Source organism: Demequina sp. (assembly GCF_049841215.1).
Classification (GTDB): domain Bacteria; phylum Actinomycetota; class Actinomycetes; order Actinomycetales; family Demequinaceae; genus Demequina.
This window is the reverse complement of the sequence record NZ_JASGEO010000013.1, coordinates 318,793-334,502: the sequence shown is the minus strand read 5'-3', so window position 1 is coordinate 334,502 and position 15,710 is coordinate 318,793. Positions and strand designations below refer to the sequence as shown.

At 65.7% G+C, this 15,710-nt stretch carries 13 protein-coding genes; 3 read left to right on the top strand and 10 right to left on the bottom strand.

Annotated elements, in window-relative coordinates; all coding sequences use genetic code 11:
• Window positions 1-11: 11 nt before the first annotated feature.
• Window positions 12-3,860 carry a glycosyl hydrolase 53 family protein gene (locus tag QM618_RS07510; protein WP_428096284.1) on the top strand — a complete coding sequence of 1,283 codons (3,849 nt, stop codon included), beginning with the start codon at window positions 12-14 and terminating at the stop codon, window positions 3,858-3,860.
• A 54-nt stretch (window positions 3,861-3,914) separates the two neighbouring features.
• On the opposite strand, the gene QM618_RS07505 is transcribed toward QM618_RS07510, so the two are convergent.
• From QM618_RS07505 to QM618_RS07460, 10 genes are all read right to left on the bottom strand, one after another.
• On the bottom strand, window positions 3,915-4,580 hold the full coding sequence (locus QM618_RS07505; protein WP_428096281.1) for a hypothetical protein: 666 nt from the start codon (window positions 4,578-4,580) through the stop codon (window positions 3,915-3,917).
• Window positions 4,573-4,953: a hypothetical protein gene (locus tag QM618_RS07500; RefSeq protein WP_428096278.1), complete on the bottom strand. Its 381-nt coding sequence runs from the start codon at window positions 4,951-4,953 to the stop codon at window positions 4,573-4,575. The genes QM618_RS07505 and QM618_RS07500 overlap by 8 nt, the downstream gene beginning before the upstream one ends.
• 101 nt (window positions 4,954-5,054) lie before the next feature.
• Window positions 5,055-7,208, bottom strand: a complete 2,154-nt coding sequence (gene glgX / locus QM618_RS07495; RefSeq protein WP_428096274.1) for a glycogen debranching protein GlgX — start codon at window positions 7,206-7,208, stop codon at window positions 5,055-5,057.
• A gap of 71 nt (window positions 7,209-7,279) precedes the next feature.
• A complete protein-coding gene (locus tag QM618_RS07490) occupies window positions 7,280-8,542 on the bottom strand; it encodes a HipA domain-containing protein (protein ID WP_428096271.1) in 1,263 nt (420 codons plus the stop codon).
• Entirely contained in the window at window positions 8,539-8,775 is a 237-nt protein-coding gene (locus QM618_RS07485; protein WP_428096269.1) for a helix-turn-helix transcriptional regulator, read from the bottom strand. Before QM618_RS07485 ends, QM618_RS07490 begins: the two co-directional genes overlap by 4 nt.
• Window positions 8,776-8,852: 77 nt before the next feature.
• A complete protein-coding gene (locus QM618_RS07480; RefSeq protein ID WP_428096266.1) occupies window positions 8,853-9,980 on the bottom strand; it encodes a hypothetical protein in 1,128 nt (375 codons plus the stop codon).
• Window positions 9,977-10,624, bottom strand: a complete 648-nt coding sequence (locus QM618_RS07475) for an ABC transporter ATP-binding protein (RefSeq protein WP_428096263.1) — start codon at window positions 10,622-10,624, stop codon at window positions 9,977-9,979. Before QM618_RS07475 ends, QM618_RS07480 begins: the two co-directional genes overlap by 4 nt.
• Window positions 10,615-11,646, bottom strand: a complete 1,032-nt coding sequence (locus tag QM618_RS07470; RefSeq protein ID WP_428096259.1) for a peptidoglycan-binding domain-containing protein — start codon at window positions 11,644-11,646, stop codon at window positions 10,615-10,617. Before QM618_RS07470 ends, QM618_RS07475 begins: the two co-directional genes overlap by 10 nt.
• A 94-nt stretch (window positions 11,647-11,740) precedes the next feature.
• Entirely contained in the window at window positions 11,741-12,277 is a 537-nt protein-coding gene (locus QM618_RS07465; RefSeq protein ID WP_428096256.1) for a hypothetical protein, read from the bottom strand.
• A 136-nt stretch (window positions 12,278-12,413) separates the two neighbouring features.
• On the bottom strand, window positions 12,414-12,758 hold the full coding sequence (locus QM618_RS07460; RefSeq protein ID WP_428096253.1) for a hypothetical protein: 345 nt from the start codon (window positions 12,756-12,758) through the stop codon (window positions 12,414-12,416).
• Window positions 12,759-13,174: 416 nt separating this feature from the next.
• Here QM618_RS07460 and QM618_RS07455 point away from each other — a divergent pair, with 416 nt between their 5' ends.
• Entirely contained in the window at window positions 13,175-14,167 is a 993-nt protein-coding gene (locus tag QM618_RS07455; RefSeq protein WP_428096250.1) for a phosphotransferase family protein, read from the top strand.
• Entirely contained in the window at window positions 14,164-15,351 is a 1,188-nt protein-coding gene (locus tag QM618_RS07450) for an MFS transporter (protein ID WP_428096248.1), read from the top strand. The genes QM618_RS07455 and QM618_RS07450 overlap by 4 nt, the downstream gene beginning before the upstream one ends.
• Window positions 15,352-15,710 lie beyond the last annotated feature (359 nt).

The following is a 15,710-nucleotide window of genomic DNA, read 5'->3' as shown; positions in this document are numbered from 1 at the left end:
GGAACGAAGCAATGAGGCTTCATTCAAGACTGGGAGCGGTCACCGCCTCCGCCGCGGCGGCGGCGATGGTGGCAACCGTGTTTGTGAGCGCAGGCGCGGCCTACGCTGACGATGACGGGCCGGTGGAGGCTGGCATCACCGTCCACAAGATTGACGGACTATCGGAAGACTTCATCAACGGCGTTGATGTGTCCTCGGTGCTGTCGCTTGAGGACTCAGGTGTGGTGTTCCGCAACGACGACGGCACGCCGGGCGATCTCTTTGAGATTCTTGCGGACCACGGCATCACCGATGTGCGCGTGCGCGTGTGGAACGACCCCTTCGACGCCGAGGGCAACGGCTACGGCGGCGGCACGGTCGACGCCGAGCGCGCGCTCGAGATCGGTGAGCGCGCCACGGCGGCGGGCCTGCACGTGACCGTGGACTTCCACTACGCGGACTTCTGGGCGCACCCCGGTCAGCAGCCCGCGCCCAAGGCGTGGGCGGCGATGACCGTGGAAGAAAAAGCCGACGCCACCTACGACTTCACGCACGACACCCTCGCCGCGATGGCGGAAGAGGACGTTGACGTGACCATGGTGCAGGTGGGCAACGAGACCAACGACGGCCTCATCGCGGGTTCAACCGGATGGGCCAACTTCGTTCAGATCGCGAACGGCGGTTCGGCGGCCGTTCGCGAGGTCTACCCGGACGCTCTGGTGGCCGTACACTTCACGAACCCCGAGTCCAAGGACTACTGGACTATCGCGGACACCCTCCAGGACAACGGGATGGATTACGACGTCTTCGCGTCGTCGTACTACCCGTACTGGCACGGCACGCTCGCCAACCTGACCAACAAGCTGTACTGGGTTGCCCAGGACTTCGGCAAGAAGGTCATGGTCGCGGAGACCTCGTACGCGTACACGCTCGAGGACGGCGACGGCCACGAGAACACGGTGCGCGCGGGCCAGAATGACGACGGCCCGTACCCCACCTCCGTTCAGGGTCAGGCCACGGCGGTTCGCGATGTCATGGAGGCCGTGTCCAACGTGGGTGAGGCCGGAATAGGCGTGTTCTACTGGGAGCCCGCGTGGCTGCCCGTTGGCCCGGCCGATGAGCTTGAGGCCAACAAGGTGCTGTGGGAGCGCGACGGCTCCGGCTGGGCATCCTCGTACGCGGGTGAGTACTCGGCGGACGCGGGGACGTACTACGGCGGCTCGTCGTGGGACAACCAGGCGCTCTTCGCCTTCGACGGCACGCCGCTCGAGTCGCTCAACGTGTTCGCGTACGCGCGCACGGGCGCTCAGGCGCCCCTGGCAGTGGAGTCCGTGGAGAAGCCTTCGCTGACCTTCACGCAGGGCGACACGATCACGTTGCCGTCCACGGTGACGGTCACGTACAACGACTCGTCCACCGATGATGTGGCTGTCACGTGGGACGACGTCCTCGTATGGATCACGTCGCCTGGTGTGTACAAGGTGAACGGCGTGACGGCCAACGGTGACGCCACCACTGCCACCATCACGGTCAAGGCGGTCAATTACCTCCTCAACGGCGGGTTCGAGAACGGCGATTCCTCGGTTGCTCCGTGGTCCTTCTCCGCACCCACCTGGCCGAGCACCTTCTGGGCAAAGACGCCTGGCGCCAACGCGTACGGTGATTGGGCCATCAACGTGTACAACGGTTCCGCGTACACGTTCGCGATGGCGCAGACCGTCACCGGTCTCGAGGCTGGTCAGTACACGTTCACCGGCAAGGCGCAGGGCGTGGACATCTCTCTCGCGCCGTCCGCGACCACGACAGATGGCCCCACTGCTGGCACCTCCGTCGCCCTCACGGGATACCTCTCCTGGAAGACACCCTCGGTGACGTTCACGGTTCCGGCCGACGGCGCGGCTACGGTTCGCGTCGACGGCACCGGCGCTGCAGGGGCGTGGGGTTGGCTCGACAACTTCGAGCTCACCAAGGTGGCCCCCGCTGGTGCCGACACGTCGGACCTCGAGGACCTCGTTGACCAGATGAATGGCCTCACCCGCTCGGTGTACTCCGCCGAGTCGCTCGAGGGCCTCGACTCCGCTCTTGAGGTGGCGAACCTCGTGCTCGCGGCATCGAGTCCAACGGAGCAGCAGGTGGCCGGCGCGATCACCCTCGTCAGCGAGGCCTTCGACGCTCTCGTCGTCGTAGGCGAGGTGCCGGATCCCACCGTGGATCCCATCGCCATCAACGTGGTGGATGGTGACACGATCACCCTCCCCACCACGGTGCAGCTCACGCAGTTCGACGGTCGCAAGCTCACCCAATCGGTGACGTGGTCGGGCGCCGAGGCGTACATCGATGGCCCCGGTGAATACTCGATCAACGGCACCACGGAGGGTGGCTACGGTGCCACCGCCAACGTCACCGTTGCGCAGCGCCAGTACTTGGTGAATGGCGACTTCGAGACGGGCGACCCGGCAGGCTGGAATGTCACGGCGGACCCGTGGCCGGCAACCTGGTGGACCAGCCAAGACTCGGGCAGTGTTCACGGCACCACCGCGATGAACCTCTACGCCTCGAGCCCGGCGAGCGTGTCGATTGCTCAGGACGTGAGTGACCTGCCTGCAGGCGACTACGTGCTCACTCTCGGTGCGCACGGCGGAGTGGACTCAGGAGCCACCTCTGACCTGGCCGTGAACCTTTCGGTGGTGACGGACGAAAGTACCGTCAGCACCCCGGTCACGGTCACGGGATGGGGCAACTGGGCCACGTTCACGGTGAACTTCAGCAACGAGGTTGCGGGCGACGCCACGGTGGCGCTCGCGGGAACCGTCGGCGCCGGTAACTGGGCGTTCTTCGACGACTTCAGCCTCGTCAAGAAGGCACCGGTTGCCGACTTCACCGGACTCGACGCAGTCCTCGAGCAGGTGGAGCAGATCGACCCGGAGCTCTACACGCCGGAGTCGCTCGCGGCCATCATCGCTGCAGGGGCGGCGTACTCGGTACTTATGGACGCCGATTCGCCGTCGCAGGCAACGGTGGACGCGGTGACGCAGTTGTTCGAGGACGCGCTGGCACAGCTCGACCTCATCGACGTTCCGTTCACCACGGCACCCAACCCCACGATCAGTGGAACTGCCAAGTACGGCAGCACGCTCACGGCGAGCGCGGGCACCTGGGTGCCAACGCCGTCGGGCATCACGTACCAGTGGAAGGTGAACGGCGCCGCCATCGCCGGGGCAACGGGGACCACCTACAAGCCCTCGCTTGGTGACATCGGCAAGAAGATCACGGTGTCGGTGACGGCGTCCGCGGCTGACCGCATCACCGCGACCACCACCTCGGCCGCGGTGACCGTGGCCAAGGGCACGTTCACTTCGACAAAGGCGCCATCGATCGGCGGCACGCCCGTGGCGGGCAAGAAGCTCACGGCGTACATCGGTACGTGGGCGCCCACTCCGTCGTCCGTGACGTACCAGTGGTACCGCGATGGCAAGGCAATCAGCGGGGCCAAGGCCAAGACCTATACGGTCAAGACCTCGGACACGGGCCACAAGATCACGGTCAAGGTGACAGTGGGCAAGACGGGCTACACGTCGGCGGCAAAGACGTCCGCCTCCGTGAAGATCCTGAAGCGGTTCGCCAGCACTGGGTACGCCGCATTCTCCGGCTACGCCAAGGTGGGCAACACGCTCAACGCACACCGCGGCATCTGGAGCCCGTCACCGAGCTCCTACAAGTTCCAGTGGCTGCGCAATGGTGTGGCGATTCCAGGCGCCACCTCCGTCACCTACAAGCTCACGTCTGCGGACAAGGGCAAGAAGGTGTCGGTGAAGGTCACGGCGATCAAGTCCGGCTACCTGCCGACCTCGTCGACCTCCAAGAGCGTGACGGTGAAATAGTCCCATTCCCGTCACGTGCGGCGGCCCGGGTTGCGCAAGCACCCGGGCCGCTGGCTATCCGCTGGGAGTGAAACCGTCCGTGAGGCCAGCGGCGATCACACATTTCATTGGGTTGGATTCCATTGGAGCGTCGCCGTCTTCGGCGGCGGTCATGCCATCCTCAATTGCGTGCTTGACGTTGTCAGGGCTCGGCTCGCCGCTGGACGGGAGCCACCCATCTTCACGGAGGCACGGAATCAGCTGAGGCATGGCATCAATAAACGCCTGTTCCACCGCTTCTGCCGCGGCCGGCTGATTCTGGTAGAGCTCTTCCACAAACCGCGAGTTCACATTGACACACTGAGAGCCCGGGTCTGGGCCGTTCTCTGGCGCCTCGAACCCGTAACGGATCATCGGGAGGCCCGAACTGGCTGTAGGCCCCGACGATTCGTAGCGAATACCTGCGTCCGCGAAGCACGCAAACGTAGCGTCAACGGCCTGCTTGTAGGGCTCGAACTCAAGGACTCCGATGAGCTCTGCATCCCTCAGCGCGTCGAGTTGCGCCTCGCTGGCCCCGGCAGCGTTGGCCCGCGCGATAATCGCGGTTGCAAGGGAGCCGAACCCGTTGTCTGTGGTGGATGGCTCGCTCGTGGGCGCTGTGCACGCGGCGAGGCATACGAGACCGAAAGTTGACGCGACGCCTGCCCTCACCCGGCGAAGCGCTACGCGGTGGCTAGTCACCCTCGTGTAGCGAATACTGCAGGTCGCCGGTCACGGTTATGGTAGCGACGTTGTCCGAACCGCTAGCGGTGTCCCACGACGTCCACCCTGCCCAGGATCCATTCGACGCGACGTAGTGAACGCGGACGCCGAGGTAGTCGCAGTAGGCGTCGTAGTCTTTGGTGTACGCGTAGTTGAGTCCAGGAACCTCCGAAGAGAATGCTTTGAAGCGCGCATCAACCGCGCACGCTGTCACGATCGAGGACGAAGTCCCGCCCTCTGCAGGATTCAGTTGAACCCGGTACGAGGCCCAACCTGCGGTACCTACGCCCACTGCTAGTACCAGCGCCAATGCACCGGCAATAGCGGTGCGGACAATCGCCACTTTGTTCACTTTGAACCCCCTAGTTGGTCGCGACACGACCTAGTGCCTCGCGGTGCCAATCTAGCCGATGCACGCGGAGTTCGCTGTGCGTCAGCGCGGTGCTACTCCGCTCAGGATGTCACAGGCTCACTGATATACAGCCGGATCGACATTGGGCGAAGTTCCTGTGTGTCACCAGGGTTGACGGCGCCCGACGGCGGTGGTGGCGGGGTCTCGAGCGCCGAGTCCCACACGAGCGTCCAGGGCGCTCCTTCGTCGGCGGGGATCGTCACCTCGGCCACGGCACGTGAGCCGTTGATGACCACCAACGCGTCGGCCTCGTCGGCCTCGGACAGCGACCGCATGAACTGCACCACACGCGTCTTTGGGTCCTCCCACCAGTCCTCGTCTTCGTGCTCGCCGTCGGCGCGGAACCAGGCGGAGTCTGCGCGGAAAAGCTCGTCGCGAGGGTCGTCGTCCACTCCGTCGTAGAACCGGTGAGGGCGCAGCACCCTGTGTGCCTTGCGCAACTCGATGAGCCGCGCCACCGACGCGCGCAGATCGTGCTGCCACGGCTGTAGATTCCAGTCGTACCAGGCAATATCGTTGTCTTGGCAGTACGCGTTGTTGTTGCCGCGTTGCGTGCGGCCCAACTCGTCGCCGCCCAGCAGCATCGGCGTTCCCGCACTCAACAGCAGCGTGCCCAGGAGGTTGCGCAGTGACCGGCGGCGCGCGCGCATGACCTTCTCGTCATCCGTTGGCCCTTCCACACCGTGGTTGAACGAGCGGTTGTTGTCCGTGCCGTCGCGGTTGTTCTCGCCATTCGCGTCGTTGTGCTTGTTCGTGTACGTCACAAGGTCGCGAGCGGTGAAGCCGTCGTGTGCCGTGATGAAGTTGACGGACGCGAACGGCCCGCGCATGCCGTACGGATCGGAGTGCCCAAAGAGGTCGCTGGATCCGGCGATGCGGGTTGCGAGTTCCGGAGCAGTGGGGTGGTGGCGGTCGCCCACCTTTCCAGAGCCCCACTCGAGCCAGTACGAGCGCACATAGTCACGGAAGCGGTCATTCCACTCGCCGAACGGCTGCGGGAAGTTGCCCACCTGCCAGCCGCCAAGCCCCACGTCCCACGGCTCCGCGATGAGCTTCACGGCGCCAAGCACAGGGTCCGTGGTGAGCGCCGTGAGGAACGGGTGATTCGTAGAAAAGCCAGTGCCCGTGCGGCCGAGCGTGGCCGCAAGGTCAAACCGGAAGCCGTCAACGCCCATGACCTCCACCCAGTACCGCAACGAGTCCAGCGCCATCTTCACTACGGACGGGTGCGCAAAGTCGAGCGTGTTTCCCGTTCCCGTGGTGTCGTCGTAGTGCTGCGGATTGTTGGGGTTGGAGCGGTAGTACGTGCGGTTGTCGAGGCCCTTCCAGCTCAGCACCCTGTCCGTAGCCGAGCCCTCCGCGGTGTGGTTGTAGACCACGTCAAGGATGACTTCGAGGCCCGCCGCATGCAGCAGGTCAACCATGCCCCTGAACTCATCCTGGACGGCCTGCGCTCCCTTAGCCCTAGCGTCGGCCGTAGCGAACGCGGGGTGCGGGGAGAAGAAACTCAGCGTCGAATAGCCCCAGTAATTGGTGAGGCCAAGGTGCTCAAGGTGAGGCTCGGAAGCGAAGGCGTGGATGGGCAGCAGCTCCACGGCCGTGATGCCGAGGCTCTTGAGGTAGTTGACGGAGGCCGGGTGCGCGAGGCCCGCATAGGTGCCGCGCAGGTTCTCGGGGACGTCGCCCATCTGCTGGGTGAAGCCCTTGACGTGGATCTCGTAGACGATCGAATCCGTCCACGGCGTGTGCGGCTTGGGCGCGGGCAGAGGCTCCCTGGGCTCTGTGGTGACCACGGAGCGCGGCATCAGGGGAGCGGAGTCAGTCGCGTCTCGCGTGCACAGCAGGGCCGACGCCCCGGTGTCAGTCATCTTCGCGAGGTTGCCTTCGAGCCCGCGCCCGTAAGGGTCAAGGAGCAGTTTGTTGACGTTGTAGCGAAGGCCCTGCTTGGGGTTCCAGGGGCCCGACGCTCGGAAGCCATAGCGCTGCCCCTCCTTGATCTCGGGAACGTAGGCATGCCACACGCCATTGGTTGGCCCGTTCAGCAGGTGCCGGGTTTCCTTCCCCGCCTTGTCGAAGAGGCACAGGAAGACGCCGGTGGCGTGCGCCGCCCAGACGCCTACCGTGACGCCGCCGTCGACCAGATGTACACCCAGCTTGTGGGGAGTGGGGGACTCCGCAAGTTCACTCTTGCCCATGGCTCTATTCTGCCGGAGCGATGTGTCCGGTTGGTTGCGGGGGTGACTGAGTCTCGAGTTCCGGGCTCGCGCTAGCGGAGCGCGGTCACGATTCGCTGCGCGGTCCGCATCAGCGGCTCGCTCGCTCGTGACCGAAGTTCGTCGGCCTCGGGTGTTCCTATCTCCTCGAGCACGTCGATGATTGCCTGCGGCGCTTGCTCGGCGAAGTGGGTGACGCGTGCAGTGACGTAGTCGGCGTCGAGGCGAAGCGCGCGAGCGAATGTGCTCCAGTCCTTGGCGGTCAGATGGTCGAGAGCACGCGTGGATCCAGTGGCCATCGCGACGTGTGCAGAGCTGCCATCGCTTCTCCCGTATGCGGCGGCGGTCGCGGCGTCATACATAGGGGCCAGGGCGAGGGAGTCGCCTGCGAGCAGCACCGCGTAGTTGCGGGCGTGGGCATCTGGCGCGCCGACGACAGTATTGAAGATGACCATGTCCGTGAATAGCCGTACTGCTCGCTCGGCTTCCGCCGCTGTCGCGGCAAACTCCCGCAGCGCGCGGGCGATGTCGCCCGCGCTAGGGCCGCCTTGGTCCTCGTACTTCTCTGGGTTCCCCGTGGCCTGGCACAGGTCTTCCTGGTGGACGCGAACGAGGTCGCCACCTGGTGTCGGCCGGCGATCGAAGCGTTCGACGACGATCGCGGACTGCGACCGAAACTCCTGGTACGAGGTCGTCGCGGTGGGAATACCGATGCGAGCGGCGCCCGCCATCGTCGCGTGTTCGCTCAACGCCTGAAGCGCCATGCGTCGGATGCCCGGTTTGATGATGTGGCTTGTCGCCGCTGCTCCGTGTGCCGTGAACCATAGGTCGCCTTGGCGGCGCAGTGCGAACTTCTGTTGGGTGCCGCCGAGTGACCAGTGCTCCTCAGGCATCGTCCACGATGCGGCTTCGTTCATGTCCAGCGCTGCCAGACGGGCCTCGATGTCTGAGTTCGAGCACGGCTCAAGCTCCCCGGCGCGGGACTGAAGTTCCTCGACTTCCGAATCGAGGCAGAACTGGACCGCTCCTGCACAGTCCTTGCCAATCGCGTGCAGCAAACCCATGAGATCGGACGGGTCTATCCGATACTGACGTGCGATCGCGGCGCGAGCGTTGGCGTCCTCGGGCACCAAGCCATTGAGGAAGCGCGTGACAGCAGTGCCACTGTGGCGTACGCCGCGGGGAAGTGACAGCGAGAGCGGAGTTGAGCCGGGGGCGTCATCGCGATATGTGATGCGCAAGGTGGACGCCGTGCGCTCGAGGGTGGCGACCACTTCGCTCTCGAGGAGGATGGCAAGTCCCTTTGGCCCGGTCATTGGCTGTCCACGTCATCGCGAATGAGTAGCGAGGCGTCGAGCACGTTCAACACTGCAAAGATCGAGGCGAGTTCGGCGTTGCTCTTGGACCCGTTCTCTACCTGGTTCAGCCAGGTCCTGGAGACCCCGGCTTCCTTCGCGAGCTCTTCTTGAGTGAGGCCGCGGCGCGTTCGCAGCAGCCGAATGGACTGACCGATGCGGGTGATCGAGCGAGCTGCCAGCAGTTCTTGCATGACTGTTACGGTACGTGAACATTGAGGGAATGTCCACGGACGTAAACATTAGGGACGTGTTGCCGGACGTTAACTCGCTAGCGGTCCTTGAGTGCGTTGAGTAGCGTGCCGGTAGGCCTGAGTCCAAGGAGCACCACCACGATTGATGCCCCGAGCACGGTGAGCAGCGCGTGCGCGGTGACCTGCGTCAGCGCCTGTTCCACTCGCGCCCCCATCGCGACCGCGCCCACCACTCCGATGGACCAGCCAACGAGCAGACCCACCGCAGCGATGACGCCCCACTCCGACGCCTGCGCCATGAGCCGTGAGGGTGCGCGCATGCCGAACGTGGCGTAGATGGCCACGTGGGAGCGGCGGAACCACTGCAGCATCGCCCACAGCAGGCCAAGTATCGCGGCGGTCGCGACCCACAGGAACCGCAACTGGCGGTCCTCGTAGGCATGGGTGTAGTCCACGGTGAAGTCGGATTCAAAGAGCCGGGGGTTGGGGATCGCTGGGAGGCCGTTGTAGGCAAGATACGAGGGCAGGGCCGCCTCGACCGCGGTGTGGTGGGCGGCGTCTGTCCGCACATAACAGGTGTCCGCCGTGCCGGTCAGCTGCGACGGCATGAGCATGGCGCCGTCGAACTCCTCGCCCATCACCGCGGAGTCCGCGACCCGCAGGGTGAGTGGGTCGGACTCGCCGGCAGGGGCGGAGAACGACGCTCGCTGGGTCACGCGCACCACGTCGCCGTCGTGCGCGCCCGTGCGTTCGGCGAACCCCAGGGTGCCGATCACGATTCCCGTTGTGGCCGGCGCCACCCCAAGAAACGTCGACACCCCAGTAGAGACCGCGTAGATCGACGCGCGCCCGCCGGGGATGTAGCTCAACGATCCGTTCGCGTCTCCGCGAGTCAGCGCAAACGACGCGTCGATGCCATCGATGCTCGCAAGCCGGTCACACACGTCCGCAGGAATGGGGTTCTGGGCCCCGTCGGTGCGGGCGCCGGTGACGACGAACACGTAACCTCCGGCGTCGATCCAGTCCCGCTCGCCCTCCACCAGGCGCGTCACCGACACCGCGTCCGCGGCACCGGCCGCGACGGACCAGGCCACGGCGACGATGAGCAGCAGCGACGTCCACCGGCCGTTGCGGGCCGTGGCCACGCCCTCGCGAGCGGACAGCCCGAGCGGCCACACGCGCCGGTGTTGAGATTCGCGGCTCATGCTCGCGCCCGCTCGTGAATCACGCCGTCTCTGAGTTCCAGCACCACGTCGCAGCGCTCGGCGACCTCGGGATCGTGCGTAACCACCACCACCGTGCGCTCGCCGTGGGCACCGATCATCGCCTCGAGCACCGTCGCGGACGTTTTCGCGTCGAGCTGACCCGTGGGTTCGTCGGCGAGGATGATGGGCCGCTGGCTGGCCAGTGCGCGCGCGATCGCCACGCGCTGCGCCTCGCCCCCGGAGAGGATTCGCGCGGGCTCGTCGTCTCGCCCTGCCAGCCCGACGCTCGCGAGAGCCTCCCGCGATCTCGCCACAGCGTCGGGCCGGGAAGCCCCAGCCGAGTACGCGCCCACCATGACGTTGTCGAGGGCGGTGCGGTCGGGGAGCAGGGAGACGGTTTGGAGCACCCACGAGGCGGTGTCTCGGAGGCGCAGCTCATTGCCGGAGTCGTCCAGGGCGTGGATAGAGCCTGCCTGCATCGGCAGCAGGTGCCCCATGAGGGACAGCAGGGTGGTCTTGCCCGAGCCGGACGGGCCGATGATCGCGGCGGACGTGCCCGGCGGGATGTCGAAGTCCACCCCGGCGAGCACCTGGTGGTCCCCGCGCGGGTAGGTGTAGGTGACGCCGGTGGCGACTAGCCGCACGCGAGGTCCTGCCGCACGTCGCGGGGGTTGATCAGCACCGCCTGGCCCACGAGCGACTCGTCGAGGTCCACGGTGCCGAGCGTGCCGCCCGTGGGCGTGACCGCAATGGGCGCGCCGTCAACGGACGGGAAGATGCACGTTGCGCCTGTCTCGTCGGAGAACACTGCGGAACTGGGGACGGTGCCCACCACTTGGGGCTCAACAAGGGCGACCGTGGCTACCCCTTCCGTCGTGGTACCCATGGTGGCCGCGATCTCAGCCACAGCGTCGGGCTCCGTGACCGCACCCGAACCCACCGTGTAGGGGACTTTCACGCCGTTGGCGGTGAGCGTGGTGTCACCGCTCGCGGGGAGGTTGGGGGTCTCGGTAACCGCGATCGCCGCGAGCCCCGCGGTGGTCGTGAACAGCTCGGTGCCGGGGCTAACGGACTGCCCGAGCGTCACCGACAGCTCCGCGACCGTGACCGGCGCCTGGCCTACCCACACGAGGCTCGCGAGGGCAAGTGTGCCGTTGTCCTTGCCCCAGCCGTAGTGGGCGTTGAAGGCTTTGATGGACTTCTCCGTTGCGGGGCCGGCATCGCCATCGATGGCGCCCGAGTAGAAGCCAAGGTCCTTGAGCAGCTGTTGCGCGGTCTTCACGTCAGCGCCCTTGAGGCCACGGTAAATGTCCTGGAAGAGTGGCGACTTCGAGCTATATGCGACGAGCTTGGCGTTGTTCACGGAGCCTGCGACGGTGCCGGTCTTGACCACCGTGCCTGGAGCGAGGGCGAGGGCCGTCAGCGTGCCCGACGCGTTGGTTGCGGGGGACAGGGCCGTCGCGTACTGCACGGTGATGGCGACGGTGGCTTCCTGGTAGCGCTCTGCGCGCTCGACCGCGCCGACGAGCGGCTCAACCTCGGAGGCTGACTCGAGGGGGGACTGGCCCGACCGGGCGATAACGAGAGTGATGCCCGCCGCGAGCGGGGCGATGAGGGCGAGCGCAACCGCGATCGCGAGCCCACTAGAACGAGCCTTCGATGCCATGTCCTACGTCAATCCCCCTCGTCAGCGCGACAGTGCGTCGAGAGCGAGTGTATCGACGGGCCGCTTCGAGTACACGCACAGGGCCCTTTCCGAGTTACTGATCCGGCGTGAAGTCGTCGTAACACATCACCGCCGCGCCCGCTTCGTTCGTCTCGACAAGCAAGTCGCGGACCTTGATCCGAATCTCGTCCGGAGTCTCATCCTCCGTCGCCGCAACGCCATTCTGAGCCAGGCAGTCGATGATAGTCGGAAGCTCCGCGACCAACCGAGCATCCCGCGCATCGGTGGCTTGCGGACTCATCTGCAGCGCGGCCTCGGCGTAATACGAATACTGGTCAATGCACTCATTTGACAACAAGTCGGCCTGTGCGTCGGTCATTCCCGGTGCGGATACTGCAATCGAGTATCTCGGTATCAAGTAGTTTTCGCCCAACTCCTCGGGTGCCTGCCGAATCACGGCAATCCCCTTGTCTTCAATGCATGCGAGGGCCTGCTCTACTAGTTCGCCCACCGCACTGAACTCCAGCGTGTTGGTCTCGGCCGCCTTCTTTAGTACGGCAATTTGCTCGTCGGATGCTTCGTAGTACTCGGCGGCCTTGTACTGCTGGTAGAACACCGAGGTTGTGTCCATCGGAGCGGGTGAAGCCGACTCCTCTTTGTTCGGCCCGCTGCATCCCATCAAGCATCCGACGAGGCCTAGGACCGGCATGGCAAGGACGAGACGCGTCCGGGATCTCCCAGACGCGTCTCGCCAGTTGGTAGTGTTGTTATGCACTGACGTTGTACGTGTAGGTGACGCCTGAGATCGTTGCCTTGTGTTGCGACGAAGTCAGCTGAGGCTGCGTCAGCGTGTTCCCTGTGCGCCAGTTGGTCCAGTAGGGACCGCCACTGGCGTAGCACTGGTGGCGGACGCTGAGCGTGCCGCAGTTGCCGGAGTTGAGGACGCTCCAGGCGTTGTCTGTGGATGTGCTGTTGCCAAACGTGACGTTGCATCCAGGTCCGGACGCCCCACCTGACCCTGCAGAGGCAGGAACCGCCGTAGCGATCGTGGGTGCCAGGACGGCGCCGGCGATGGCGGCAAACTTGCCGCGCTTGGAATTGCGCAGAGCCATTACTTGCACCGCTTAAGTTGAGTTCTTTGTCAGCGGGGGATGTGCGACCCCCGCACTGCCACCCTAGCGGCGCCACGCAAAGGTGCCAAGTGGAGCGATTCGATTTAGTCGACAGCGGCAGGATTTTCGCGACGCTCTTGCTTTGCGAAGGATCGGGCGATCGGCTCTGCGCACGTTGCGAGCCCACAGGAGTGCGCGTTCGATGCCATGTCCTAGGTCAATCCCCCTCGTCAGCGCGACAGTGCGTTGGCCTGAGTGTAGCGAGGCGCCCTTCAAGAGTGCGTAAGCCGTCTAGTGGCGGTTGCGCCGACGCCCTTCACCACTGCACCGCGAGCGGCGGGGGATGCACGGCGCGACGACGCGTCCGCTAGGCTGTTCGTAGTTACCACTCGGTAAGCAACGCGCGAAGGATCTCGATGGAGAGCATCACCAAGAACTGGCAGTCGGTCGCGACCCTGCGGGCGATGATCGCGCGCGCATACGGCGTCGCCGAGGTGCCCGAGGGTGACGACTTCGCCGAGGAGTTGGGCCACGGCTGGTTCAACGTCGCGTACGCGATCACGCTGCGCGACGGTCGCAGGGTCGTGCTCAAGATCGCGCCGCCGGCCGGTGTGCAGGTGATGACCTATGAGCTCGACATGATGCGTAACGAACTCGCCGCGCTCGAGCTCATCCAGGCTCACACAACCGTTCCTGTGCCGGCGGTCGAGTTTGCGGACACGAGCGGCGAGCTCATCGATGCCGACTGGTTCTTCATGCCCTTCGTCGAGGGCGCGAATCTCGGCATCGAGACGCACGAGCGCGCACTCACCGACACCGAGCGTGCCGACTATGCCCGGCAACTGGGTGTGCTCAACCGCGAACTCAACCAGGCCGTCGGGCCGTGGTTTGGGCCGTTGGCTGGGCCCGGCTTCGCAACCTGGCGCGAGGCGTTCCTGACGATGATCGAGGGCGTGGTGCGCGACGGCGAGGCGCTGAGCGTGGACCTGGGGCACTCATACGACCTGGTCCGCGAGCTCATCGCGCGCGACGCCGACGCTCTCGACGCCGTGGCCGAGCCGCGCCTCACCGAGTGGGACCTGTGGGACTCGAACGTGATGATCCGCGACGGGCGCATCGTCGCGATCATCGATCACGAGCGCGCGTTCTGGGGCGACCCCCTCATGGAGGCGTACTTCACGCCACTCGACCTGCCCGCCTATGGAGACTCGACGGCATTCCGGGAGGGCTACGGGCTCGGCGAGCTCGATGTCGATGCGCGCCGCCGGCGCCGCCTCTACACCTTGTATCTGGTGCTCATCATGGTGATCGAGACTCGGTACCGCGGGCACGAGGACGACAAGCAGTACGACTGGGCGCGAGAGCGGCTCGACGAGCTCATGGCGATCTACGGAAAGGTGGACGCGTGACCGCCCACATCACCCGCGCGCGCAACGCGGACTTCATCATCTTTGGCGTCAACGGCTTCGCCTTCGCCACCTGGATGTCGCGCGTCCCAGACGCGAAGCAGATGCTGGACCTCACGCCCGGCGCGCTGGGCGTAATGCTGCTCGCGATCTCCGTGGGCTCACTCGTTGGCCTACCCGTTGCGGGCCGGCTGGCGCACAAGTATGGCGCGGCGAACGCCGTGCGCCTGGGCGCGGTGCTCTCGCTTCCCGGCCTCATTCTTGCTGCCTTCGCGGTGCAGTACGGCGACTCGATCTTCCTGGTGATGCCGGGGTTGTTCCTGGTAGGCCTGGGGTTTGGTGTTTGGGACGTCTCCCAGAACCTTGAGGGCACGATCATCGAGCAGGGCCTTGGCCGCGCGATCATGCCGTGGTTCCACGCGATGTTCTCCGGCGGCACCGTGCTGGGCGCGCTCATTGGCGCGGCTCTGGTGTGGGGCGGTGTTGGGCTGGTGCCGCACCTCGTTGCTGTGGCGGTGGTTGGCGCCGTTGCCGTGTGGTGGGCAACGCGCGACTTCTTGCCTGCGTATGACGAGGCAGGGCATGAGGCCGACGCCGGGGCTGGGTCTCCCGTGCCCGCCAAGCAGCGGTCCGCGTGGCTCGAGCCGCGCACCCTTCTCATTGGCCTAGTGGTGCTTGCGGCCGCCTTCGCGGAGGGCACCGCGAACGACTGGATGGCCGTCGCGTTCGTTGAGGGGCACGACCTCGACAACGCTTTGGGTGTGGTCGCGCTCGCCGTGTTCCTGAGCTTCATGACCGCCGGGCGCATCCTCGGCACTGGACTGCTGGACCGCTACGGCCGTGTGCCCGTGCTGCGAATTCTCTTCATCGCCGCGATTGTGGGCTGCGTGCTGGTGGTGTTTGGGAACGTGTGGATCGCGTTCATTGGCTGCGCCATCTGGGGAATCGGCGCGAGCCTCGGCTTCCCGGTTGGGATGTCGGCGGCCGCCGACGATCCGCGCCGCGCGCCGCTGCGCCTGTCCGTTGTCTCGACCATCGGCTACACGGCGTTCCTCGCCGGCCCGCCGCTGCTCGGATTCCTTGGCAACGAGTTCGGCGTGCTCAACTCGCTCCTCGTGGTGGGCGCCGTGTCTGTGCTCGCGCTCCTCGTGGTGCCGGCCACGCGCCCGCTGGAGCCTGCGCGGTAGCCCAGTCCCAGCGTCGGGCAGGCGACGCCTTTGCTTGCTGGCGGTAAGGAATGGGCCTTAAGAGGCCCATCCGACGCCGTTCTTGCCGCCAGGAAGCATTGGCCACTCTGTCGCGTGCTCGCAGACGCCGAGTACGCAACCCAGCCCCAGCGTCGGGCAGGCGGCGTCGTTGCTTGCTGGCGGTAAGGAATGGGCCTTAAGAGGCCCATCCGACGCCGTTCTTGCCGCCAGGAAGCATTGGCCACTCTGTCGCGTGCTGGCAGACGCCGAGTACGTAACCCGGCCCCAGCGTCGGGCAGGCGGCGTCGTTGCTTGCTGGCGGTAAGGAATGGGTCTTAAGAGGCCCATCCGACGCCGTT